The sequence below is a fragment of the Mycobacterium sp. PDNC021 genome (genome assembly GCF_048282635.1).
Taxonomy (GTDB): Bacteria; Actinomycetota; Actinomycetes; order Mycobacteriales; family Mycobacteriaceae; genus Mycobacterium; species Mycobacterium llatzerense.
Genome location: NZ_CP182502.1, coordinates 4,545,445 through 4,567,902, shown reverse-complemented (window position 1 = coordinate 4,567,902; position 22,458 = coordinate 4,545,445). Strand labels below are relative to the sequence as shown.

Sequence of the window (22,458 nt, the reverse complement as noted above, 5' to 3'; positions counted from 1 at the left end):
CGCGTGACAGACTGCGAGCCATGAGTCGCTGGACTGCGCCGAGGGTGCTCACTGTGGCCGCCGTTTCGACGATGGTCACGGCGGCCGTCGCATTCATCGTCGCGCTCATCCTCAACGCGTTCGTCTTCGACGATTTCGATGCCTACGGCGAGGTTCCGATCCCCGGTTCGGGCACGGTGCACCTGCCGGCCGGCACCGCGACCATCAGCTTGCACACCATGGTGATCGGCAGTGGCGGCGGGCTTCCCGTCCCGAAGATGTCGATCGGCATCGTGCCGCCGACCGGCGTGCCGGACCCGGCGCTGACCGAGGACATCAGCGGCAGCACGACCATCAACAACGACGCCCACGTCCGGGTCTGGTTTGCACAGGTCGCGGCAGAGGGCGACTACGCCATCACAACCGACGGCAACGTGACCGCCTACGTCAACCCGACGCTCGCGTTCGGACACGACACCCCGTATGGGCACCTGCCGCTGGTGTTCGGCGTGACCTTCGGTGGGGCGACCGTCGTGCTGGTCCTCGCGCGGGTGTGGGCGTCGCGGGCCCGACGCCCGATTCAGCGCAGCGCCTTCGAGATAGACCTCGGCTAGTGGCCGCGGGCCACCCATTCGTCGTAGTTGACCAGCTCGCCGCCGATGGTGGTGGTGTCACCGTGGCCGGTGTAGACGACGGTGTCGTCCGGCAGCTTGCTGAGCTTGTCCGAGATCGACGCCAGGATGGTCGGGAAGTCCGAGTACGAGCGGCCGGTCGCGCCGGGGCCGCCATGGAACAGGGTGTCGCCGGAGATCACCGCCCCCAGTTCCGGGATGTGCCAGCACACCGAACCGGGGGAGTGCCCCGGAGTGTGGATGGCCTTGATCTCGATGCCGCCGACGGTGAGCACCTGGTCGTCGCACACGGTGTGAAAAGGGTTGTCCGGGTGGACGACCCGCCACAGCATCTCGTCGGCCGGATGCAGCAGCACCGGGGCGTCGAGCGCTGCTGACAGCTCCGGGGCGACGGTGATGTGGTCGTTGTGTCCGTGGGTGCAGATCACGGCCACGACGTTGCGGGCGCCGACGGCCTCGATGATCGGTTCGGCGGTGTGGGCGGCGTCGAACACCACGACGTCCGTGTCGTCGCCCACGAGCCAGATGTTGTTGTCGACGTCCCAGGTGCCACCGTCCAGGCTGAAGGTGCCGCTGGTGACAACCCGCTGGATATTGCTCACTTCAGGACCACCACCGACCGCAGCACCTCACCGCTGTGCATCTTGTGGAAGGCATCTTCGATCTGGTCGAGCCCGATGCGCTCGCTGACGAACTTCTCCAGCGGCAGCCGGCCCTGCAGGTACAGGCTGATGAGGGTGGGGAAGTCGCGCTCGGGCAGGCAGTCGCCGTACCAGGACGACTTGAGGGCGCCGCCGTGGGAGAAGAAGTCCACCAGCGGCATCTCGAGCTTCATATCGGGCGTCGGAACACCAACGAGCACAACGGTTCCCGCGAGGTCACGGGCGTAGAACGCCTGCTTCCAGGTCTCGGGCCGGCCGACGGCGTCGATCACCACGTCGGCGCCGTTGCCGTCGGTCAGGTCCTTGATGGTCTCGACGGGGTCGAGGTCGCGGGCGTTGATGGTGTGGGTGGCGCCGAATTCGCGGGCCCAGTGCAGTTTCTTGTTGTCGGTGTCGACGGCGATGATCCGCTTGGCGCCGACCAGCGCCGCACCGGCGATGGCCGCGTCACCGACGCCGCCGCAGCCGATGACCGCGACGGTGTCGTCGCGGGACACGTTGCCGGTGTTGATGGCGGCGCCGATGCCGGCCATCACGCCGCAGCCCAACAGCCCGGCGACGGCCGGGTCGGCTTCGGAATCGACCTTGGTGCACTGGCGCTCATGCACCAGGGTCTTGTCGGCGAATGCGCCGATGCCCAGGGCGGGGGTGAGTTCGGTGCCGTCGGTCAGCGTCATCTTCTGGGTGGCGTTGAACGTGTCGAAGCACAGGTGCGGGCGGCCGCGCTTGCAGGCCCGGCACTCGCCGCAGACGGCCCGCCAGTTGAGGATGACGAAGTCGCCGGGCTCGACGTGCGTGACGCCCGCGCCGACCGACTCGACGGTGCCGGCGGCCTCGTGGCCGAGCAGGAACGGGTATTCGTCGTTGATGCCGCCCTCGCGATAGGTGAGGTCGGTGTGGCACACGCCGCAAGCGATGATGTCGACGACGACCTCGCCGGGTCCGGGATCGGGGATGACGATGTCGACCAGTTCGATGGGCTGCTTCTTGGCCCGGGAAATCACACCACGCACTGTCTGACTCATGGCTACAACCTAATGCCTCGCGCAATTATTGGAATAGTGTCCAGACAAATGTCTGGTTAACGGTGCGTCGGCCCTCACCCGTGGACATTTTGTCCTATGACAGGGTCGTGTGGTGACCGCACTCGAGCTACTTGATTCCTGGCCGGTACCGAGTGCCGCGGCCGCGGTCGTGTCGCCGGCGGGCGTGCTCGCCGCGCACGGACCCGTCGACCGGGCGTTCCGGCTCGCGTCGGTGACCAAGCCGCTGGTGGCCCGCGCCGCACAGATCGCGGTCGAAGAGGGCGTCGTCGACTTGGACACCCCGGCCGGCCCGCCGGGGTCGACGGTGCGGCACCTCCTTGCGCACACCTCGGGGCTGGCGATGCTGACGCCCGACGCCATTGCCACGCCCGGGTCCCGGCGCATCTACTCCAACGCCGGGTTCGCGGTGCTGGCGCACGTGCTGGAACACGAGTCCGGTATCGAGTTCGGGCAGTACCTGCGGGAAGCGGTGTTCGAGCCGCTGGGCATGAGTGATTCCGACCTGCCGGGCGGATCCGACACCGCCGGTTACGGCGCCTGGTCGACCGTGACCGATCTAGCGGGGTTCGCCGGTGACCTGCTGCGTCCGACTCTGGTGTCGGCACCGATGCATGCCGACGCGATCTCGGTGCAGTTCCCCGGCCTGGACGGGGTGCTGCCGGGATTCGGATCGCAGCGACCCAACGACTGGGGTCTGGGCTTCGAGATCCGGGACGGCAAGAGCCCGCACTGGACGGCTGGGGGCAACTCGGCGCGGACGTTCGGCCACTTCGGCCAGTCCGGCACGTTCCTCTGGGTCGATCCGGAGGTAGACCTGGCGCTGATCGTGCTGACCGACCGCGATTTCGGGGACTGGACGCACGCGGTGTGGCCCGAGGTGTCCGCGGCCGTCTTGCGCGAGTTCGGCTAGGGAGTTCGCCTAGGGGAGTTCGCTTAGCGGACGACGCCGATCATGCTGTCGATCCAGCCGCGCGCGAAGAACAACAGGAACCCGGCGGCGACAATCCACAGCAGCGGGCTGATCTCCTTGATGCGGCCCGACGCCGCGCGCAGTACCGCCCAGGCGATGAAGCCGACGCCGATGCCGTTGGCAATCGAGTAGGACAGCGGCATCACGGCCACGGTCAGCACCACCGGCAGCGCCACCGAGAAGTCGGAGAAGTCGATCTCGCGCAGCACCGAGACCATCAGGGTGCCGACGATCACCAGCGCGGCGGCCGCCACCTCGGTGGGCACGATCTCCGTCAGCGGGGTCAAGAACATTGCGGCCAAGAACAGTCCGCCGGTCACCAGGCTGGCCAGGCCGGTGCGGGCACCTTCGCCGATGCCCGTGCCGGATTCGACGAACACCGTGTTGGACGACGCCGATACCGCGCCGCCGACGACCGCGCCGGTGCCCTCGATCACCAGCGCGGACTGCAGGCGCGGGAAGTTGCCGTGTTCGTCGGCCAGGCCGGCCTGCCGGGACAGGCCCGTCATGGTGCCCATGGCGTCGAAGAAGTTGGTGAACAGCAACGTGAACACCAGCATGAGTGCGGCGATGGCGCCGATCCGGCCGAAGCTGCCGAAGTCCACGTGACCGATCAGCGACAGGTTGGGCACCGCGAACGGGGAACCGGACAGTGTCGGAACCGACAGGCTCCAGCCGCCGGGCTTTTCGGTGGCCGAGCCGAGGTGCCAGATCGCCTCGATGATCGCGGCCAGTGCGGTACCCGAGATCAGGCCGATCAGGATGCCGCCGCGCACCTTGCGCGCCACCAGGACACCTGAGGTCAGCAGGGTGAACACGAAGACGAGGGTGGGGATCGCGCGGACCGATCCGGTGCCGCCGGCGCCCAGCCCCAGCGGCGGCGACGGATGACCCGTCGACGCGACGAAGCCGGCGTTGACCAGCCCGATGAACATGATGAACAGCCCGATGCCGGCGGTGATGGCCAGTTTCAGCGGCATGGGCACCGCGTCGAAGATCATGCGGCGCAGGCCCGTCACCGCCATCGCGACGATGATGAGGCCTTCGATCACCACCAGCCCCATGGCTTCCGGCCAGGTCAGGACGCCCACCACGGAGCTGGCCAGGAACGAGTTGATGCCCAGCCCGGCGGCGAACGCGAACGGCAGGCGGGCGACGACGCCGAACAGGATCGTCATGGCGCCGGCCGCCAGCGACGTCACCGCCGAGACCTGGCCGAACGCGAGCTTGTGCCCGGCGATATCTGCCGTGCTCGACAGGATGATGGGGTTCAGCACGATGATGTACGCCATCGCGATGAAGGTCACCGCGCCGCCGCGCAGTTCAGCGGCGACGGTCGAGCCGCGTGCGGAGATCTCGAAGAACCGGTCCAGGGCAGTCACGGTTAGAAGATAGATGGCGGCCTGACACTCCGCTCGAGTGTTGGCTTGTGTTCGAGGTCCGCCCGATTTTTCGACCACAAGTCGACACTGGGCGTCTATTCCTGAGGCTGCGCTGAGAGATTGCGCGACAGACTAGCGCAACAGGGGTCTCACACGGCACAATAGACACGCACTAAACAACTGCAACATTTCGGCATCACCAGGTCGTTGGGGAAGACGTCCCTCGTGTAGCTGAAGGAGCAGATGATGCGTGCGTCGAACCAACTCGCCGACGCGACGACTGGCGTGGTGTACATCCACGCCTCTCCCGCGGCGGTATGCCCGCACGTTGAGTGGGCGCTGTCGTCGACCCTGTCGGCGCGGGCGAACCTGAAGTGGACGCCCCAACCCGCCATGCCCGGTCAGCTGCGCGCCATCACCAACTGGATGGGGCCCGTCGGCACCGGAGCCCAGCTCGCCAGCGCCTTGCGCTCGTGGTCGGTGCTGCGCTTCGAGGTGACCGAAGACCCGAGCGCCGGCGTCGATGGACACCGCTGGTGCCACACCCCGACCCTGGGCCTGTGGAGCGGTTCGATGAGCGCCAACGGTGACACCATGGTCGGCGAGCAGCGCCTGCGCACGCTGATGTCTGCTGGCGCCGACATGCTCGCCGCCGAACTCGACACCGTGCTCGGCACTGCCTGGGACGAGGCTCTGGAGCCTTACCGCGGTGGCGGCGCCGAGGTCGGCGAAGTCAGCTGGCTGAACCGGGGCGTCGGCTAACACTCGCTTGGTCCCGCGCCGCGGCCCCTCTTGCCATGTTTGGTTGGCGGCCGTCAGCTTTCCTTGACGTCAAGGAAAGCTGACGGCCCCAGACCGAACATGTGACCAGAGCTGGCGACTCGCCGGCGAGCGCCGATCTATCCCCGGCTAGCTGTACTGACCACGGACGTTAGGTACGGCGTGGCGTGGTGACATGAAGAAGACCTCCGAGTGAAGTGCGAGCTGTCTAGGAACGCACCAACTCAATCTCGGAGGTCTTCGTGTCCCACCGTAATGCTCCGCTGTCGGAAACTGGTCGTCTGCGCTTGGCCCGTTGTGTCGTCGAGGACGGCTGGTCGCTGCGCCGCGCAGCCGAGCGATTCCAAGTCGCGGTCACCACAGCGGCGCGTTGGGCGGGTCGCTACCGCGAGCAGGGCCCAGCCGGCATGGTCGATCGCAGTTCACGTCCACAGCGAAGCCCCAACCAGACACCGACTCGTACCGAGCGCCGGATCATCAAAGTGCGGGTCATCCGGCGTTGGGGGCCAGCACGAATCGGCTATCTGCTGGGAATTCATCCCTCGACCGTGCACCGGGTGCTAACCCGTTACGGGGTGGCCAGGTTGCGTTGGCTCGACCGGCCCACCGGCACGGTGATCCGCAGAATTCACGCCGCGCGACCCGGCGAACTGGTGCATGTTGACGTCAAGAAGCTGGGCAAAATTCCTGCCGGCGGGGGCTGGCGGATGCTGGGCCGAACCGCAGGCAATCACAACACGCGCGCCGATAAGAGTTCCGGACGCGTCAGCAAGCACGGTCACCCGATCAAGGGCCATCACTTCCTGCACACCGCGATCGATGCCTACTCACGGCTGGCCTACTCCGAGCTCCTGGCCGACGAGCGCAAAGAGACAGCGTCAGCGTTCTGGGCCCGGGCCAACGCATGGTTTAACCAATGCGGGTTCACGGTGTCGAAGGTGTTGACCGACAACGGATCCTGCTATCGATCTCACGCGTTCCGTGACGCACTCGGGGCCATCGAACACCGCCGAACACGTCCCTACCGGCCCCAGACCAACGGCAAGGTGGAGAGATTTCACCGCACCTTGGCCGATGAATGGGCCTACGCCCGGCTCTACACCAGCGACGCCGAACGCTGCGCCGAGTACCCCCGATGGCTACACACCTACAATCACCACCGCGGCCACACCGCACTGGGCGGTCAACCACCCGCCAGCCGCGTACCTAACCTCTCAGGTCAGTACAGCTAGCTGACCCGGTAGTGGTCCGGCTGCGGCTCGGTCAGCATCTTGGTCAGCGTCCCGCGGTCGAACGGCCACAGGTCGATGGTGCCGCCCTCGCTGAAGTACCAGGAATTGCAGCCGGTGTTCCACACCGTCGGCTCCATGGCCTCGACCGCCGCGGCGTTGAACTCGTCGGTGGCCTCGTCGGTCACCTCGACCTCGTTGATCTCGCCGCGCTCGAAACGCTTGAGCCACTTCACGATGTACCGCGCGGTGAGTTCGGCGGTGTACTGCAGTGAGATGGACCCGGTCGGTGAGTTCGGGCCGAGCACGGTGAACAGATTCGGGAAGCCCGGGATCGCGGTCATCCGGTAGGCGCGAGGGCCCTTCACCCAGGCGTCGTCCAGGGTGAGACCGTCACGGCCCACCACCTGCATCGGGCGCATGTAGTTGTGCGCCTGAAAACCGGTGGCCAGCACGGCGATATCGATCCGGTGGTGTTCGCCGTCTGTGGTGCGGATGCCGGTGGGGGTGAATTCGGCGATGCGATCGGTGACCAATTGGGCGTTGGGGGCGGTGATCGCCTGGTAGTACGTACCCGACAGCACCTGGCGCTTGCACAGCGGCTGATAGTCGGGGGTGAGCTCGGCACGCAGCTTCGGGTCGCGGATCTGGGCCCGCAGGCTGAGGCGGGCGTATTGCTGGACCAGCTTGCGCCGCCAGGTCGGTTTGGTCACGATGTCGACAAGAACGCTGGAGCCCCAGAGTGGAATGCGCTCGGCAACAGCCTGATACAGCTGTGGCATGGCGCGCAGCAGCGCGGTGACGACGCCCAGCTGAGGCAGTTTCATCGGCGCCCACAGCATCCACTGCGGCGACCGGGCGAAGTGCAGCAGCTTGCCGGCTTTCGGCTGCAGTGCCGAAACCACCTGCACCCCGGTGGATCCGGTGCCGATCACGGCGATGCGCTTACCGGCGGTCTCCAGTTCGGGGTCCCACCGCGCGGTGTGCACGACAGCGCCCTCGAAGGTGTCCATGCCGGGGATGTCCGGGGTGAAGGGATGGTGCAGCACGCCGGTGGCGCAGATGACGAAATCGGCTGTGAGCGTTTCGTTCTCGGTGGTGACGGTCCAGGTGTGCTCGTCCTGGTCGTAGTGCAAGGCCTTGACTTCGGTGTTGAGCCGTAGGTGCTCGTCGAGGCCGAACCGCGTGACGACGTCCCGGTGGTACTCCTGAATCTCCTCGCCGCCGGCCCAGACGTGGCTCCAGTCGGGTTTGGGGGCGAAGGCGAACTGGTAGATGTGCGACGGCACATCACACGTCAGACCGGGGTAGCGGTTCCAGTGCCAGACCCCGCCGACGTCGGAACCCTTCTCCAGGATGGTGAAGTTGGTGAACCCGGCTTGCTGGAAGGTGTACGCGGAGGCGATCCCGGCTACGCCGGCGCCGATGATGACGATGCGCGGATCACGTTTGCTCATAAGGACTCCCAGGCTCGGCGCACCGTGTTCGGTGCGGTGGTCATGGCGGACTCGAAGGCTGCGCGCCGCCGGCTGCGCAGCATGAAGTTGGCGCCCAGGCCGGCCAGATCGGTGGCGTCGGGCTGGATCAGGATGACCTCGGTGCCACGGGCTCGCGCGGCGCCGATCTCGGCGTCCAGCACCGTGGACATCGGGCGGCGGAGCAACCGGTGTTCGAGGATGCCGCCGAATCCCGGTGCGCGAACGCCGCTTTCGGAGGCCATGGGGGTGATGACGTAGATCAGGTCGGCTTCGTCATGGCCGATGAGGTCGACCGACGCGGTGGACGCGGCGCCGCCGTCGACGAACTTGCGGTCGCCGATGCTGACCGGGGGCATCCAGCCGGGTACACCCCAGGATGCCCGGAGTGCTTCGCCGGCAGTTGCTTTCGGCGCGCCGGGCGCACCGAAAGCAACCCGCTCGCCGCGCTGGTAGTCGAAGGCCACCATGCGAGCCCCCGGGTGATCCACCCAACCGGATGCATTGGCGAATCCAGCTGCCAAGCGCTGCAGCCAGGTTGCGTCGGCACGTCCGGTGGGCGCGATACCGGTCACCGCGGCCAGGCCGGATTGGCTGCGCAGCAGCGCCGGGTTCAGCAGGCGGAGCGCCGGCAGGGGAGGCAGGCTCGGCGGCGTCGCGTCGATGTGCCGACTCAGGCGTTCGTCGGTGCTGGTGCCGCGGTGCATCGCCACCAGGTCGTCGACGGATGCTCCGCCCCCGAGCATCGTGACGATCTCGGCACCCGCCGACGTGCCTTGCAGCACGGAGGCATCGCGGGGATCCCAACCCGTCTGCTCCTGCAGCGCGTGCAGCGCCGCGACAATCCACGCGCCGCCGATGGTTCCGCCGCAACCGATGACGAGTGCTCGCTTCACGCCCGCAGCTCCGAGTCCGGTTCGGCGGCATGCTCTTTCGACTGCCGCTCGATCCGCTCCAGGTAGGCCGACCGGCCGACGGGATCCATTGCGGTCAGGGCCCGCCGGTCGTCCATGAGGGAGCGCGCCGCGCGTTGGACGAACTCCGGGACCAGTGCGTCGACCAACGCCCATCCGGGTGCCACCCATTCGGGCACCGACGTGCGAGCGGCCTTGGTGCGCAACGTCTTCAGAACCGCCTGCGCCACATCTTCGGGGTCGACCGTCGGCATGCCGCCGCCGAGTTGGACGCCCGATGAGAGTTCGGTGCGCACCGCCGAAGGCAGCACCGCGCACACGGTGACGCCGGTGCCGGCGTACTCGCTGCGCGCCGCCAGTGACGCTCCGACCGCGGCGAACTTGCTGGCGTTGTAGGTGACCATGCCCGGGATGGGGATCATGCCGGCCATCGAGGCGACATTGACGACGTGGCCACTGCCGCGGGTGATCATCCGCGGGATCACTGCGCGCATGCCATTCAGTACGCCCCGGACGTTGACGTCGAGAATCAGATCGGTCGTTGACTCGGCCTCGGACTCGAAGGCGCCCAGCGGCATCACGCCGGCGTTGTTCACGAGGATGTCGATCCGGCCGGACTCTTTGAGTACCTGCCCGACGAACTGGTCCCAGGAGTCGCGCCGGGTGACGTCGAGACGGGCGCTGCGACAGCGGGGGATGGTGCGGGCCGTCTGATCGGCGATGTCGGCGTCGACGTCGCCGATCCACACGTTGGCGCCGTGCTGCGAGAAGAGCTCGGCGGTCTTGGCGCCGATGCCCCTGGCGCCTCCGGTGATGACTGCAGTGGCACTGTCGAGTGCGATTGAACGTCGTGCTAGCTGCATCGATAGCCTCGAATCTGCTGGTAGGAGCCTTGGCGGCTCATTCGAATACTCACGGTATCCGAAGTCTCCGAGTAAAGCTAGTACTCGCGGTATCGCAAACCAGTAATATCAGCGCATGCCGCGATTGACCAGGGTGCAGCGTCAGGAACAGACGCGCGCCGAGCTACTCGACGCGGCGAAGGCCCGGTTCCTCAAGCACGGCTATGCGTCCACCAGCCTCGAGGACATCGCCGACGACGCCGGCTACAGCAAGGGCGCGGTGTACTCGAATTTCGGCAGTAAACCCATCTTGTGCCGGGAAGTGCTCGAAGCCATCCACCGCGAGAAGTTCTCCGAGATGTCCCAGCTGGCGATGTCCGATGCTGACATCCCGAGCCGCGTCGAGGCGGTGAACGCCTGGCTGGAACGCACCGCCGGCGACGTGGGCTGGACGATGCTCGAGCTCGAATTCGTGGTGCTCTCGCGCAACGATCCCGAGCTGGGGCAGATGGTCACGGCGCTGCGCAACGAGGCGGCCCAGATGGTCGTCGACGTATTACGTTCTCTGGCGGCCGATTTGGGGATCAACGAAGAGCAGTTGGTCGCGGTTGGCGTGATGGACAGCTTCGATGACATCGGCAACCTGTTCCTCAGCGCCGGCATCGGGCTGGGGATTCAGCGTGCGGTCGATCCGACGCTGCCGGCGCGACCGGTCACCGGCGCCATCACCCGGTTGATGAATCTGCTTGCGCTCCTTGCGGCTACGCAGGACTGAAAGTCGGGTTACGGAACCAGGACCCGCAGCGCGTTCGGTACCGCGGACACCGTCACCGGCAGCGGGCAGACGAATTCGCCGTCGGCATAGGCGTTTATCCCGGGCACGTCGATGGTTACCGTGTGTGCCCGCCGCGTGGTCACCTCGTCGAGGTGCACGTGCGTGCCCTTGAACACCGTCGGGAACAACCGGATCAATTTGGTCCGTGATGCCGAGGCCGCCATGGTGACGTCGAGCAGGCCGTCGTTGAGGTCGGCGCCCGGGCAGATCAGCATGCCGCCGCCGTAGCTGCGGCCGTTGCCGAATGTCGCCAATGTCATGGGCATTTCGGTCTCGGGGCCGCCGTCGAAGCTCACCCGGCACGTCAGCAGCCGCAACTGCGACAGTTCGACGAGCATCGCCGCGTTGTAGCGCATCCGGCCGCGCGGCCATGTCATCCGGTTGGCGCGGTCGGTGACCAGCGAGTCGAATCCCGCCGACATCACCGTGCCGAACCACCGCAGCGTGCCGTCCGATCCGTCGATCCGGCCGAGGTCGATGGTCCGGGTCTTGCCGGACGCCACGATATCCGCGGCGGCTTCGGGGTCGTCCCGCGGAATCCCGAATTCGCGAGCATGGTCATTGCCGGTGCCGGCGGGAATGATCCCCAGCGGCACGTCACCCTGCGCAAGTGCTTGTAGCGCAAGGGAGATGATGCCGTCACCGCCGGACACCACCACCGCATCGGTACCGTGGTCCAGCGCCTCGTCGAGCAGCTGGCGGGCGTGGGCGGCATCGGATCCGATCAGCTCGACCACGTCGACGCCGCGGCGCTGCAACCGCGCGACGGCACGCTGGGCCGCCGCGGACCCGCGCCCCTGGCCGGACGCCGGGTTGGTCAGCAGGGTGACTCTCACGGGATCAGCTTGCCCGGGTTGAGGATTCCGCCGGGATCGAGCACGTTCTTGACCGCACGCAGCACCTCGACACCGAGGTCGCCGACCTCGGCCGTCATCCACGGTTTGTGGTCGGCGCCGACCGCGTGGTGGTGGGTGATGGTGGCGCCGCAGCGCACCATCGCCTCGGACGCAGCGGTTTTCGCCGCGCGCCACTGCTCGATGGGGTTACCGCGCTGGCCGGCGACGACGGTGAAGTACAGCGAGGCGCCGGTGGGGTAGACGTGCGAGATGTGGCACATCACCAAAGCCGGTGTGCCGCTTTCCTGGAGCGACGTCGTCAGCGACTCGGTGACGGCCGCCTTGAGCGTCGGCACATTGGACCACGTTGTCGCGGTCTCCAGGGTCTCGCACAGGGCGCCGGCGCTCAAGAGCGAATCACGCAGGTACGGGGCGCCGAACCGGCCATGCTGCCAGGCGCGGGCGGGGGCCTCACCGAGCGAGGTGCCGCCCTGGGCGGCCAGCAGCGCGCAGGTTTCGTCGTGGCGGCTTTCGGTGTGTGCGGCAGTGCCTTCGAACAGCGTGATGGCCAGGCAGCCGCCGGTGATGGTCTGCTCGCCGATGCTCTCGGTGGTCGCCAGGTTGATGCCGGTCTCGACCTCGTCGGACAACCGGATGACCGTCGGGCCGGTGCCGGTCTGGACGACCGCCCGCAATGCCGCCGCGCCGGTGGCGAAGTCAGGGAAGGACCATGCTTCGTAGCGGGTCGTCTCGGGCACCGGATGCACGCGCACCCGCACGCGGGTGATGACCCCGAAGGTGCCCTCCGAGCCGACGATCAGCTGACGCAGGTCGGGACCGGCCGCCGATGCGGGCGCACGGCCCAGGTCGAGGACGCCGGCCGGGGTGACGACCGTCAGGCCGCGCACCATGTCGTCGAACCGGCTGTAGCCGGCGGAGTTCTGCCCCGACGACCGCGTCGCGGCGAACCCGCCGATGGTGGCGAATTCGAAGCTCTGCGGGAAGTGGCCGAGGGAAAAGCCTTCCGCGCCAAGGAGTTCCTCGGCTTGCGGGCCGGTGACGCCGGCTTCGAGCTCGGCTTCGCCGGTCTCCTTGTCGATGGCGACCAGCCGGTCCAGGCGGCGCAGATCGAGCGAGACAACGGCGTTGAAGCCGTCGCGGATCGGGTCGACTCCGCCGACCACGCTGGTGCCGCCGCCGAACGGGACGACCGCGATGCGGTGTTCGGTGCAGTAACCGAGGATGGCCGCGATCTGTTCTTCGTTGCCCGGCAACAGGATCGCGTCGGGCGCATCCTGCTCGCCGGTGTCCTTGCGGCGCAGCAGGTCCAGCGTCGACTTGCCGCCGGCGCGCAGCAGGCGGTCGTGAGCATCGGTGCGGCAGAACTCGTCGCCGACGATGGCCGCCAGCGCGACGCGGTCGGCGTCGGCCAGGGCGGAGGGCCGCAGCGTGACCTGATCTGCCTCGAGCTCATCGACCGGGTTGGCGTCGATGCCGAGGGCCGCGGTCAGCAGGCCGCGAATGCCGTCCGACAGTGGCTTGGCGGCAGCAGGGTCACCCCAGGCGTTCCACTTCATCGGCGGTTCGAGGTGGTCACGTGTTGCGGTCATGCGTTACAGTATTACACATGATGTCAATCAGTAACGATGAATCTCGGGATTCCCTGGATGCCCGAATCATCGACGCTGCGGCCGACTGCGTGATCGCCTTCGGGGTGGATCGCGTGACGTTAGCCGAGATCGCGCGCCGTGCCGGAGTCAGCCGGCCGACGGTGTACCGGCGCTGGCCGGACACCCAGGCGATCCTCGCGGCGCTGCTGACGACACGAATCACCAACTCGCTCAACGAGGTCGCCGTCAGCGGCGCCGACCGCGACGCGATCGTCAAGCGGATGGTCGGCATGGCCGAGCGGCTGCGCGACGACGAGGTCATCATGTCCGTGCTGAGCAGCGCACCGGACCTGGCCATGGTCTACATCGCGCAGCGGATGGGTACCAGCCAGCAGATCCTGCTGGAAGTCCTGGCCGGCGCGTTGGCCACGGCGCAAGCCGACGGCAGCGTCCGCCCCGGCGACCCCAAGCAGCTCGCCGCCATGTGCCTGCTGATCGTGCAGTCGGCCATCCAGTCCGCGCAGATGGTCGCGCCCGTCCTCGACGTCGCCGCGCTGGACATCGAACTTGCCCACTCGCTGAACGGATACCTGAAGCCATGACCAGCACTCCTGATGCGGCCCGCCGCAGTGCCCTCAACGCCGCGCGCCGCACCGCCGAGCTGACGGCCCTGGCCGACGGTGACCGGGTCGACGTCGTCGTCATCGGCGGCGGCATCACCGGCGTCGGCATCGCGCTGGACGCGGCCAGCCGCGGACTGTCGACGGTGCTGGTGGAGAAGCACGACCTGGCCTTCGGTACGAGTCGTTGGAGTTCCAAACTTGTCCACGGCGGCCTGCGCTACCTCGCCACCGGCAATGTGGGCATTGCCCGGCGCAGTGCCATCGAGCGCGGCATCCTGATGAGCCGCAACGCGCCGCATCTGGTGCACGCCATGCCGCAGCTCGTGCCGCTGCTGCCCGAGATGAACCGGGCCTCAAGGGCTTTGGTGCGCACCGGCTTCATCGCCGGCGACGGCCTGCGCCGCCTGGCCGGCACGTCGGCCTCGGTCCTGCCGCGGTCGGGCCGCGTCAACGCGACGCGTGCCGCCGAACTGGTGCCCGCTGTCCGTCGCGATGGCCTCGACGGCGCGTTGCTCGCCTACGACGGCCAGCTGATCGACGACGCTCGCCTGGTCGCCGCGGTGGCGCGGACTGCCGCCCAGCACGGTGCCCATATCCTGACCCGCGTGGCAGCATCGGATGCCACCGGGACCTCGGTGCGACTGACCGACCAGCTCACCGGCGAGTCGTTCGAGTTGGCCGCCCGCGCGGTGATCAATGCCGCCGGTGTGTGGGCCGGCGAGCTCGACAGCGCGATCAAATTGCGGCCCAGCCGCGGCACCCACCTGGTGTTCGATGCCGCGGCATTTGGCAATCCGACTGCGGCCCTGACGGTTCCGATCCCTGGTGAGCTGAACCGGTTCATCTTCGCCATGCCAGAGCAGCTCGGCCGCGTCTACCTCGGTCTCACCGACGAAGACGCACCGGGCCCCATTCCCGATGTGCCGGAACCGACTTCGGCCGAGATCACATTTCTGCTAGACACCGTCAACACCGCCCTGGCGACGAGCCTGGGACCCGACGACGTCTTGGGCGCATACGCCGGGCTGCGGCCGCTGATCGACACCGGCGAGGGCAACACCGCCGATGTCTCCCGTGACCATGCCGTCGTCGAATCCGGGGACGGCGTGCTCAGCGTCATCGGCGGCAAGCTGACCGAATACCGCTACATGGCCGAGGACGTGCTGGACCGGGCGGTGGTGCTGCGCGGGCTCGGTGCGGGGGAGTGCCGGACCCGGAACCTGCCGTTGGTCGGCGCCCCGGAGAACCCGGTGTCTGCGAATCATATTGCAGCGCTGCCGGAATCGCTGGTGGCGCGCTACGGCGCAGAGGCGTCGAACGTGTTCGCCGCCGCCACGTGTGACCGTCCCACCGAACCGGTGGCCGACGGAATCGACGTCACCCGAGCCGAATTCGAATACGCCGTCACCCACGAGGGCGCACTCACCGCCGACGACATCCTGGACCGTCGGACCCGCATCGGGTTGGTCGCCGCCGATCGCGAACGCGTCGCTGCCGTGGCGCAGGAGTTCATCTAAGGGTCGCGCGTCTGACGCCGTCGTACTGTCGCCGAAATTTCCGTCGGTATGGTCCCGCGCGATCCGCCGGATTGGGTGCGTTGGAATCAGCATGATTTTTGCGGATTCGGCGACACGTCCGGTGGTCAAGCCTCTCGTGGCAACTCGAGCCGATTCAGGGCCGGTATCCGGTGGCACTGCTTGCCTTTACATTTCGCAGATGGCAATCACTTTGCACTGGTTCCTGCCGACCAATGGTGACTCGCGCACCGACATGAGCCTTGGCAACGCGGTCGGTGCGGCAGGGAGTCGGGCAGACGCCTTCGGCGCGGACCGAGCTCCCGACCTCGACTACCTCAGTCTGGTGGCCGGTGCCGCGGAGAAGCTCGGGTTCACCGGGGCATTGACCCCCACCAGTAGCTGGTGTGAGGACGCCTGGGTGTTCACGGCGGCACTGACCCAACGGACCGAACGCTTCAAGTACCTGGTGGCCTTCCGGCCGGGGCTGCAGGCGCCGACGCTGGTCGCCCAGGCCGCCGCCACATACCAGCGAATCTCGCGGAACCGATTGCTGCTCAACGTTGTTACCGGCGGCGACGACGTCGAGCAGCGCCGCTTCGGTGACCACCTCGGCAAGGCGGAGCGCTACGAGCGGGCCGCCGAATTCCTCACGATCCTGCGGCAGCTGTGGTCCGGCGAGCCGGTCACTTTCACCGGCAAGCACCTGTCTGTAGAGAACGCGACCATCATTCCGGCCGAGACCTGGCCAGAGATCTATCTGGGCGGCTCCTCGGCCGAGGCGCTGGAAGTGGCTGCCGAACACGCGGACGTGTACCTGACCTGGGGTGAGCCACCCGCTCAGGTCGCCGAGAAGCTCGATGCGGTGCGCCACCAGGTCAAGAACCTGGGTCGAGCGCGGCTGGCGGCCGGAGAACTGCGGTTCGGGATTCGCCTGCATGTCATCAGCCGCCCCACCGAAGAGGAGGCGTGGGCACAGGCCGACAAGTTGTTGGCGGGCCTTGATCCCGAGAGCATCAGTCGCGCCCAGCAGGTCCAGCGCAACTCGCAGTCTGAGGGTCAGCGGCGGATGTCTGCCCTGCACGGCGGCCGGACCGACAACCTGGAGGTGTCACCCAACTTGTGGGCCGGCATCGGACTGGTTCGTGGCGGCGCCGGCACCGCGCTGGTCGGCAGTCATGAGCAGGTCGCCGACCGCATCGCCGAGTATCACGAGCTCGGCATCGACGAGTTCATCCTGTCCGGATATCCGCACCTGGAAGAGGCCTACTCCGTCGGCGAGGGGGTCACCCCCATTCTCGCGGAGCGTGGCCTGCTCGCTGAACGGCGCTCCTGAGCATGGTGCGAACCGGGGCTCCCAGGACGCACGAGCACGTCCTCGCCACTGCGGAAGAGTTCGCGGCAGCGGTGAAGCCCGGTGCAGTAGAACGTGACCGGGTCGGCGCTGTGCCCCGCGCAGAAGTCGCGGAGTTCGAGAACCTGGGCCTGCCGGCCATCACGGTGCCGGCCGATGATGGCGGAGATGGGCTCGGGCCGCGCACGCTGGCAGAGGTCATCAGGATCGTCGCGGCCGCCGATCCGGCCCTCGCCCAGACTCCGCAGGGTCACTACCTTGCCGTAGACATCCTGAGGCTCCTCGGCACGCCACTGCAGCGAGCCCGAATCCTGCCCGCTGTCGTCGAAGGCGCGCGCATCGCCCCGGTGCTCGCCGAGCGTGGTGGCCACCACGCCCAGGATCTCAAGACTCGCCTGATCAGCGACGGCACGCGTTGGCGAGTCCATGGCACCAAGTACTACTGCACCGGTGCCATCACGGCTCGCTGGCTGGCAGTCAGCGCGCTCGATCCCGACGGCCGTCTCGTGCTGGCGTTCGTCGAACGTGACGCACCCGGCGTGATCATCGACGAAGACTGGGCCGCCATGGGGCAGCGCTCGACCGTGAGTGGCACCACCACCTTGGATGGCGTCGCGATCGACAGCGACCTGGTGGTGCCATATTGGTCGGCATTCGAGAAACCGCAATTGCTCGGCGCTCGCGCCCAGCTGGTCCACACCGCCATCGAAGCCGGTATCGCGGAGGGCGCCCTGGCCGATGCCGCCGAGTTCGTCCGCACTCGGAGTCGCCCGTTCTTCGAGGCGGTGCGCTACGGCGGCGCCAACGCCGCCAGCGATGATCCGCACACCGTGCTGCGATTCGGTCAACTCGCCACCCGGACCCGCGCGTCGACCCAGCTACTGCGTTGGGCCGCAGGCAAACTCGAAGACATCGGGCTCGACGTCGCCGATCCCGACGCTGCCGCGCACGGCTCGATAGCGGTCGCTCAGGCCAAGGCCTTCGCCAGCGAAGTGGCCGTCGACGTCGCCAGTCAACTCTTCGCTTTGACCGGCGCGAGCGGAACCGACCGCCGCCATGACCTTGACCGGCACTGGCGTAACGCGCGGACCCACAGCGTGCACGACCCCGTCGACTGGAAGTACCACCACATCGGCGCGTGGGAACTCTCCGGCGTGGCACCGCCGAATCACGGACAGATCTGAGTGCACTTGCGATCCGGCGGATTCTGAATGTTCAGGCGCTGCCAGGTACCCGATAACGTCGCCACATGGCCGCGAATCTGGAAGAGGCACAAGTTGATTCGCCTCCGCTGAAATCGCAACCGTTCAAGCCGGCGCTATTTGTCGCGGTGACGGCGGGACTTGGGTACGGCTTCGACTCCTACGCAGTGAACATCTACGGCTTGGTCCTGCCCGAGATCAAGAAGACCCTGCAGATCACCGAAGCTCAGGCCGGTTACATCGGGTCGATCTTCCTGGTCGGTTACACCATCGGGACCATCGGTTTCGGTATCGCGGCCGACCGGTGGGGACGCAAGGCCACCCTGGGCGCGTCGATCCTGCTCTACGGCATCACCACGGCATTGGCCGGCATCACCACAAACCTGGCCGTATTCACCGGTTTACGTTTCCTCACCGGTGTGGGCGGCGCCGGCGAGCTGGCGGTCGGCGCCCCCTACACCGCCGAGGTTTGGCCGACCAAGACGCGGGCAATCGGTGTGGGCGGGGTGATCTTCTCGCTGTTCTCGCTCGGCTACGTCCTCGCGGCGGCCGTCGCGCTGGTGTTGGTGCCGCGCTACGGCTGGCAATCGGCGTTCATCGTCGCCATCGTCCCGGCCATCATCTTGTTCCTTGTCCGCCAGGGCATTACCGAGTCGCCGCGCTACACCGAGGTCAACGAGGCGCGGAAGCTGCACCGCATCCCGAGGGCAAAACTGTGGCAGCTACCCGGTGTACGCCGGCGGCTGATCGTGGGCTGGCTGATCTACACGGCCAACGCGGTCGGCTACTGGGGTTCCACCCTGTTTCTGACGACGTACATCGTCAAGAGATTCCACGCGTCGACCACCGATGCAATTCGCTACGCCCTGGTGTTCTTCCTGCTGCAGGTCGTCTTCGTCTTCATCGGTACCGCGCTGGCCGACAGATTCGGACGTCGCCCTTCCGCGATTCTCGGCGCTGTCATCGAGGCTGGTTCCGCGATCCTGGCGGCCACCTCGGATTCGCTGGCCGAATACCAGATCTACGGAGCAATTTCCATCGCCACCCTCGGCTGGCTGTGGGGAGTCGGGGATGCGTACATTTCCGAGTTGTTCCCAACAGTGCTGCGTGGCACGGGATTTGGGGTCGCCGTCGGCGGCGGGCGCATCGCGTCGATCGCCGCGCCGACCGTCGTCGGCTGGGCCATCGGTCATTACGGCGTACAGACGCCCTATCTGGCGCTGTCGGCCATCTGGCTGTTGACCATCGTCGGCTATCTGTTCGGGCCCGAGACCAAGGGCAAGGAGCTCGACGACCTCGCCGACGAGGCTCTGGTGGCACGCATCGGCTAAACAGCGCCGAATGGCCAGTTATTGCACGGGTTTTCGAGAGATGCGTGCCGCAACTGGCCAGTGGGCTAAGGCTGCTGGGTGAGCAACAGGTCGCGAATCGTCGAATGCGTGTGTCGCTGCCACATGGCCTGCACCGGTACCAGTAGCGGTGGCTGCAGGTCGACGACCGTAACCCTGCCGTCCATCACCGGCCCGACCGGATGCGTGACGAACGCCGCGGCGCCCGTCGTCAGCGGGGCGGCCACCGTCGCCGCGCCCTGGACGCGGCTGATCACGTAGTCCGGCTCGAAGCCGGCCCGTCGGCAGGCACCGAGCAGCAGGTCGCTGTAGTACGACGCGCCGGGCGGCGCCCAGAGCGCGATCCGTTCGTGGGCCAGGTCGGTGAGGTCGACGGCGTCGCGCTGCGCCAGCGGGTGCGAACTCAACACGGCCACGCGGACCGGGTGATAGCCCAGCACCGCGGTGGCGAGGTCGCGATCCGGCACCACGCCGCGGCGCAGGGCGAGCTGGATTGATCCGTCGAGCAGCGCGGGGGACAGCTGATCCGGAAACATCTGGCGGAAGGTGAAGGACACGTCGTCGAAGGCGTCGATCACCGGTTCCAGCAGCGTGTACGCCTCGATGCTGTCGAGCGCGGGGGTATGGCCGACGACGTAGTTCTCCCGCGCGGCGCTGGCCGCCCGCTGCACGTGGTCGGTGACGGTGTGGGCGGCAGCGAGCAGAGTGCGCGCATCGCTGTGCAGTTGGCGGCCTGCGGGCGTCAGCGTGACCCGCCGGCCGTCGCGATCGAAAAGTGTTGCACCCAGCTCCTTTTCGAGTTGTCGGATGGAGCTGCTCAGGGCCTGCTGGCTGAGGTGCAGCTGATCCGCGGCGCGGGTGAAACCGCCGGTATCGGCGACCGCGAGGAAATGCTGCAGCCGGCGCAGATCGGGATACGGCCTGGTCATGTCGCCACCCTATCTACAACTATTGCTTGTGAATAGGTAGAAAAGATTCGTTTCTGTTTGTGGTTTGGCGTGGCTAGCGTGGGCGTCATGAGCAATCTCGAAGGCAAGTCAGCAGTCGTCGCCGCCGGAGCCAAGAACCTGGGCGGTCTGATCAGCACCACGCTCGGCGCGCGCGGCGTCAACGTCACGGTGCACTACAACAGCGCCGCCACCGAGGTCGACGCCGACCAGACCGTCGCCGCGATCGAGGGCTCCGGTGCCAAGGCCATCAAGGTCCAGGGCGACCTCACCATCCCCGGCAACGTGGAGAAGCTGTTCGACGCGGCGGCCGAAGCGTTCGGCGGCGTCGACATCGCGGTCAACACCGTCGGCAAGGTGCTGCGCAAGCCGATCGTGGAAACGACTGAGGCCGAGTACGATTCGATGTTCGATATCAACGCGAAGGCCGCGTACTTCTTCCTGCAGCAGGCCGGTCGCCGGCTGAACGACGGCGGATCGGTCATCACCATCGTGACGGCGCTGCTGGCGGCGTTCACCGACGGGTACAGCACCTACGCCGGCGCCAAGAGCCCTGTCGAGCACTTCACCCGCGCCGCGGCGAAAGAGTTTGCGGCGCGCGGGATCAACGTCAACAACGTCGGCCCCGGACCCATGGACACGCCCTTCTTCTACGGCCAGGAGACCCCGGAGCGTGTGGCGTTCCACAAGTCGCAGGCGATGGGCGGCCGGCTGACCCTCATCGAGGACATCGTGCCGCTGGTCGTCTTCCTCGCCGACGAAGGGCACTGGGTGACCGGCCAGACCATCTTCGCCAACGGTGGCTACACCACGCGGTAGTAGCTGCCGAGCAGACGCGAAAACCCCCAAAATCGGATGATTGAAGTGCTCCCCAGAAGTTGGACCGAGAAATTCGGTTCCTTCGTCTGGGGAGTACTTTTTTGCATCCACAGTGTTCGTTGACTGAGGCCCAACGCAGTGTGGCGGTAGCGTTGTTCGAGCAGGGTCGGGGCTATGGTGCCACGGCGAGTTATCTGGGAGTGAGCCGTTGGGCGGTTCGCGATCTGCGTCGTCGATGGGTCCTGCACGGCAGGAAGGCGCTAGTGGCTAAACCGACCAACACGCAGTATCGGTTCGAGTTCAAGCTCGAAGTGGTGGGCAAGGTCGTCAACGATGGCGCGACTGCAGCCGAAGTGGCCATGGAGTACGGGCTGTCCTCGGACCAGCTCGTGCGATCGTGGGTGCGGTCCTATCGCCGACTGGGTGAGGATGGGTTGAAACCCAAACTCAAAGGGCGTCAACCCAAAAACGCCGACTCCCCGCCACAGGAGCTGACCGATCTGCAGCGGCTCGAGCAGGAGAATCTGCGGTTGCGGGCGGAAAATGCCTACCTAAAAAAATTGCGGGCCTTGATGGCGCACGAACAGCGGTGAAAGCCGCCGCTGTTGCCGCACTCAAGGCTGACCATCGGTTGCCGTTGTTACTGCAGGTCGCGGGACTGGCGCGGTCGACGTTCTACTACCACCAGGGCAAACCTGAGGTGCCCGACCCGCGGGCTGACCTCAAGACCGCGATCGCCGAGGAGTTCGAGGCCGCCTACGGCCGCTACGGTCACCGCCGGCTGCACACCGTGCTGACCAGACGGGGTTTTGTGGTGGCCAAAAAGACCGTGCTGGCGTTGATGCGCGAGCTCGCGCTGATCTGCCGGGTGCGGCGCCGCCGCCGCTACAACTCCCACACCGGTGAGACCGGGCAGATCGCCGACAACGTCCTCGATCGCGACTTCGCCGCCACCGCGCCGAATCAGAAGTGGGTCACTGACGTGACCGAGTTCCGGATCGGCGATCGCAAGGTCTATCTGTCGCCGGTGCTCGACCTGTTCGACCGATCGGTGGTGGCGCACTCCCGGTCACTGTCACCGAATCTGGAGTTGACCAACTCATCGCTGGCCTCGGCGATCGCCACCCTCGAACCCGGCGAGCGGCCCCTGGTGCATTCCGATCAAGGCTTCCAGTACCGGCACCGGTCCTGGCGTGGCCTGCTCAACGATGCCGATGCCTCGCAGTCCATGTCACGCAAGGGCAACTGCTACGACAACGCCGTCGCCGAGAACTTCTTCGGCCATCTGAAGTCAGAAATGTTCCACCACAACCGATTCGACACCATCGAGGACTTCACCGCTGAGCTCGATGACTACATCTGCTGGTACAACACCGAACGCATCTCCACAAAGCTCAAGGGCCTGAGCCCGGTCCAATACCGGGCCCAGGCCCTTGCCGCTTAAGCTCCAACCCTCAG

General features: G+C 66.9%; 22 protein-coding genes. 13 read left to right on the top strand and 9 right to left on the bottom strand.

Features of this window, described 5'->3' with window-relative positions; genetic code table 11:
• The first annotated feature begins 20 nt into the window (after positions 1 to 20).
• Entirely contained in the window at positions 21 to 593 is a 573-nt protein-coding gene (locus ACNO8X_RS21870) for an SHOCT domain-containing protein (RefSeq protein WP_418002686.1), read from the top strand.
• Here ACNO8X_RS21870 and ACNO8X_RS21865 read toward each other — a convergent pair.
• Together ACNO8X_RS21865 and ACNO8X_RS21860 are read right to left on the bottom strand one after the other, a co-directional pair.
• Positions 590 to 1,213: an MBL fold metallo-hydrolase gene (locus tag ACNO8X_RS21865; protein ID WP_418002685.1), complete on the bottom strand. Its 624-nt coding sequence runs from the start codon at positions 1,211 to 1,213 to the stop codon at positions 590 to 592. The genes ACNO8X_RS21870 and ACNO8X_RS21865 overlap by 4 nt on opposite strands.
• Positions 1,210 to 2,298, bottom strand: coding sequence for an S-(hydroxymethyl)mycothiol dehydrogenase (locus tag ACNO8X_RS21860; protein ID WP_043400552.1), 1,089 nt, complete (start codon positions 2,296 to 2,298; stop codon positions 1,210 to 1,212). Before ACNO8X_RS21860 ends, ACNO8X_RS21865 begins: the two co-directional genes overlap by 4 nt.
• A gap of 112 nt (positions 2,299 to 2,410) precedes the next feature.
• On the opposite strand from ACNO8X_RS21860, the gene ACNO8X_RS21855 reads away from it, so the two are divergent.
• Positions 2,411 to 3,229, top strand: coding sequence for a serine hydrolase domain-containing protein (locus ACNO8X_RS21855; RefSeq protein WP_418002684.1), 819 nt, complete (start codon positions 2,411 to 2,413; stop codon positions 3,227 to 3,229).
• A 23-nt stretch (positions 3,230 to 3,252) separates the two neighbouring features.
• On the opposite strand, the gene ACNO8X_RS21850 is transcribed toward ACNO8X_RS21855, so the two are convergent.
• On the bottom strand, positions 3,253 to 4,671 hold the full coding sequence (locus ACNO8X_RS21850; protein WP_051955160.1) for an NCS2 family permease: 1,419 nt from the start codon (positions 4,669 to 4,671) through the stop codon (positions 3,253 to 3,255).
• A 246-nt stretch (positions 4,672 to 4,917) separates the two neighbouring features.
• On the opposite strand from ACNO8X_RS21850, the gene ACNO8X_RS21845 reads away from it, so the two are divergent.
• Positions 4,918 to 5,433, top strand: a complete 516-nt coding sequence (locus ACNO8X_RS21845) for a DUF3145 domain-containing protein (protein ID WP_418002683.1) — start codon at positions 4,918 to 4,920, stop codon at positions 5,431 to 5,433.
• 260 nt (positions 5,434 to 5,693) lie between these two features.
• Positions 5,694 to 6,683 (top strand): IS481 family transposase, encoded by a 990-nt coding sequence (locus ACNO8X_RS21840; protein WP_418002682.1) that lies wholly within the window; start codon positions 5,694 to 5,696, stop codon positions 6,681 to 6,683.
• Here ACNO8X_RS21840 and ACNO8X_RS21835 read toward each other — a convergent pair.
• From ACNO8X_RS21835 to ACNO8X_RS21825, 3 genes are read right to left on the bottom strand one after another with little or no spacing between them, the layout of a single operon-like run.
• The gene (locus tag ACNO8X_RS21835; RefSeq protein WP_418002681.1) at positions 6,680 to 8,137 is read right to left on the bottom strand and encodes a flavin-containing monooxygenase; all 1,458 of its coding nucleotides are present in this window, start codon (positions 8,135 to 8,137) and stop codon (positions 6,680 to 6,682) included. The genes ACNO8X_RS21840 and ACNO8X_RS21835 overlap by 4 nt on opposite strands.
• Positions 8,134 to 9,051, bottom strand: coding sequence for a patatin-like phospholipase family protein (locus ACNO8X_RS21830; RefSeq protein WP_418002680.1), 918 nt, complete (start codon positions 9,049 to 9,051; stop codon positions 8,134 to 8,136). The genes ACNO8X_RS21835 and ACNO8X_RS21830 overlap by 4 nt, the downstream gene beginning before the upstream one ends.
• Positions 9,048 to 9,932, bottom strand: a complete 885-nt coding sequence (locus ACNO8X_RS21825; protein ID WP_418002679.1) for an SDR family oxidoreductase — start codon at positions 9,930 to 9,932, stop codon at positions 9,048 to 9,050. The genes ACNO8X_RS21830 and ACNO8X_RS21825 overlap by 4 nt, the downstream gene beginning before the upstream one ends.
• 115 nt (positions 9,933 to 10,047) lie before the next feature.
• Here ACNO8X_RS21825 and ACNO8X_RS21820 point away from each other — a divergent pair, with 115 nt between their 5' ends.
• Positions 10,048 to 10,686: a TetR/AcrR family transcriptional regulator gene (locus ACNO8X_RS21820; RefSeq protein WP_418002678.1), complete on the top strand. Its 639-nt coding sequence runs from the start codon at positions 10,048 to 10,050 to the stop codon at positions 10,684 to 10,686.
• A gap of 8 nt (positions 10,687 to 10,694) precedes the next feature.
• Here the strand turns inward: ACNO8X_RS21820 and ACNO8X_RS21815 are convergent, their stop codons facing one another.
• Both ACNO8X_RS21815 and ACNO8X_RS21810 read right to left on the bottom strand, forming a co-directional pair.
• Positions 10,695 to 11,582, bottom strand: a complete 888-nt coding sequence (locus ACNO8X_RS21815; RefSeq protein WP_418002677.1) for a diacylglycerol kinase — start codon at positions 11,580 to 11,582, stop codon at positions 10,695 to 10,697.
• The gene (locus ACNO8X_RS21810) at positions 11,579 to 13,159 is read right to left on the bottom strand and encodes an FAD-binding oxidoreductase (protein WP_418005993.1); all 1,581 of its coding nucleotides are present in this window, start codon (positions 13,157 to 13,159) and stop codon (positions 11,579 to 11,581) included. The genes ACNO8X_RS21815 and ACNO8X_RS21810 overlap by 4 nt, the downstream gene beginning before the upstream one ends.
• A gap of 50 nt (positions 13,160 to 13,209) precedes the next feature.
• On the opposite strand from ACNO8X_RS21810, the gene ACNO8X_RS21805 reads away from it, so the two are divergent.
• From ACNO8X_RS21805 to ACNO8X_RS21785, 5 genes are all read left to right on the top strand, one after another.
• On the top strand, positions 13,210 to 13,794 hold the full coding sequence (locus tag ACNO8X_RS21805; protein WP_418002676.1) for a TetR/AcrR family transcriptional regulator: 585 nt from the start codon (positions 13,210 to 13,212) through the stop codon (positions 13,792 to 13,794).
• On the top strand, positions 13,791 to 15,332 hold the full coding sequence (locus tag ACNO8X_RS21800; RefSeq protein WP_418002675.1) for a glycerol-3-phosphate dehydrogenase/oxidase: 1,542 nt from the start codon (positions 13,791 to 13,793) through the stop codon (positions 15,330 to 15,332). Before ACNO8X_RS21805 ends, ACNO8X_RS21800 begins: the two co-directional genes overlap by 4 nt.
• Before the next feature lie 199 nt (positions 15,333 to 15,531).
• Positions 15,532 to 16,665, top strand: a complete 1,134-nt coding sequence (locus ACNO8X_RS21795; protein ID WP_418002674.1) for an LLM class flavin-dependent oxidoreductase — start codon at positions 15,532 to 15,534, stop codon at positions 16,663 to 16,665.
• A gap of 2 nt (positions 16,666 to 16,667) precedes the next feature.
• Positions 16,668 to 17,867, top strand: a complete 1,200-nt coding sequence (locus tag ACNO8X_RS21790) for an acyl-CoA dehydrogenase family protein (protein ID WP_418002673.1) — start codon at positions 16,668 to 16,670, stop codon at positions 17,865 to 17,867.
• 65 nt (positions 17,868 to 17,932) lie between these two features.
• Positions 17,933 to 19,216 (top strand): MFS transporter, encoded by a 1,284-nt coding sequence (locus ACNO8X_RS21785; protein ID WP_418002672.1) that lies wholly within the window; start codon positions 17,933 to 17,935, stop codon positions 19,214 to 19,216.
• Positions 19,217 to 19,281: 65 nt separating this feature from the next.
• Here the strand turns inward: ACNO8X_RS21785 and ACNO8X_RS21780 are convergent, their stop codons facing one another.
• Positions 19,282 to 20,163 (bottom strand): LysR family transcriptional regulator, encoded by an 882-nt coding sequence (locus ACNO8X_RS21780; RefSeq protein ID WP_418002671.1) that lies wholly within the window; start codon positions 20,161 to 20,163, stop codon positions 19,282 to 19,284.
• 87 nt (positions 20,164 to 20,250) lie between these two features.
• Between ACNO8X_RS21780 and ACNO8X_RS21775 the strand changes: the two genes are divergently transcribed.
• The 3 genes from ACNO8X_RS21775 (at position 20,251) to ACNO8X_RS21765 (ending at position 22,444) form a co-directional block, all read left to right on the top strand.
• Positions 20,251 to 21,000, top strand: a complete 750-nt coding sequence (locus ACNO8X_RS21775) for an SDR family oxidoreductase (protein WP_418002670.1) — start codon at positions 20,251 to 20,253, stop codon at positions 20,998 to 21,000.
• Positions 21,001 to 21,263: 263 nt separating this feature from the next.
• Positions 21,264 to 21,593 (top strand): helix-turn-helix domain-containing protein, encoded by a 330-nt coding sequence (locus ACNO8X_RS21770; protein WP_418002669.1) that lies wholly within the window; start codon positions 21,264 to 21,266, stop codon positions 21,591 to 21,593.
• On the top strand, positions 21,590 to 22,444 hold the full coding sequence (locus tag ACNO8X_RS21765) for an IS3 family transposase (RefSeq protein WP_418002668.1): 855 nt from the start codon (positions 21,590 to 21,592) through the stop codon (positions 22,442 to 22,444). Before ACNO8X_RS21770 ends, ACNO8X_RS21765 begins: the two co-directional genes overlap by 4 nt.
• The last annotated feature ends 14 nt before the right edge of the window (positions 22,445 to 22,458 follow it).

Bases quoted from the DNA above. Each gene is read 5' to 3' on its own strand.
- ACNO8X_RS21870 (WP_418002686.1), top strand. From the start codon at position 21: ATGAGTCGCTGGACTGCGCCGAGGGTGCTCACTGTGGCCGCCGTTTCG.
- ACNO8X_RS21860 (WP_043400552.1), bottom strand. From the start codon at position 2,298: ATGAGTCAGACAGTGCGTGGTGTGATTTCCCGGGCCAAGAAGCAGCCC.
- ACNO8X_RS21845 (WP_418002683.1), top strand. From the start codon at position 4,918: ATGCGTGCGTCGAACCAACTCGCCGACGCGACGACTGGCGTGGTGTAC.
- ACNO8X_RS21835 (WP_418002681.1), bottom strand. From the start codon at position 8,137: ATGAGCAAACGTGATCCGCGCATCGTCATCATCGGCGCCGGCGTAGCC.
- ACNO8X_RS21825 (WP_418002679.1), bottom strand. From the start codon at position 9,932: ATGCAGCTAGCACGACGTTCAATCGCACTCGACAGTGCCACTGCAGTC.
- ACNO8X_RS21820 (WP_418002678.1), top strand. From the start codon at position 10,048: ATGCCGCGATTGACCAGGGTGCAGCGTCAGGAACAGACGCGCGCCGAG.
- ACNO8X_RS21810 (WP_418005993.1), bottom strand. From the start codon at position 13,159: ATGAAGTGGAACGCCTGGGGTGACCCTGCTGCCGCCAAGCCACTGTCG.
- ACNO8X_RS21805 (WP_418002676.1), top strand. From the start codon at position 13,210: ATGATGTCAATCAGTAACGATGAATCTCGGGATTCCCTGGATGCCCGA.
- ACNO8X_RS21800 (WP_418002675.1), top strand. From the start codon at position 13,791: ATGACCAGCACTCCTGATGCGGCCCGCCGCAGTGCCCTCAACGCCGCG.
- ACNO8X_RS21795 (WP_418002674.1), top strand. From the start codon at position 15,532: ATGGCAATCACTTTGCACTGGTTCCTGCCGACCAATGGTGACTCGCGC.
- ACNO8X_RS21790 (WP_418002673.1), top strand. From the start codon at position 16,668: ATGGTGCGAACCGGGGCTCCCAGGACGCACGAGCACGTCCTCGCCACT.
- ACNO8X_RS21785 (WP_418002672.1), top strand. From the start codon at position 17,933: ATGGCCGCGAATCTGGAAGAGGCACAAGTTGATTCGCCTCCGCTGAAA.
- ACNO8X_RS21780 (WP_418002671.1), bottom strand. From the start codon at position 20,163: ATGACCAGGCCGTATCCCGATCTGCGCCGGCTGCAGCATTTCCTCGCG.
- ACNO8X_RS21775 (WP_418002670.1), top strand. From the start codon at position 20,251: ATGAGCAATCTCGAAGGCAAGTCAGCAGTCGTCGCCGCCGGAGCCAAG.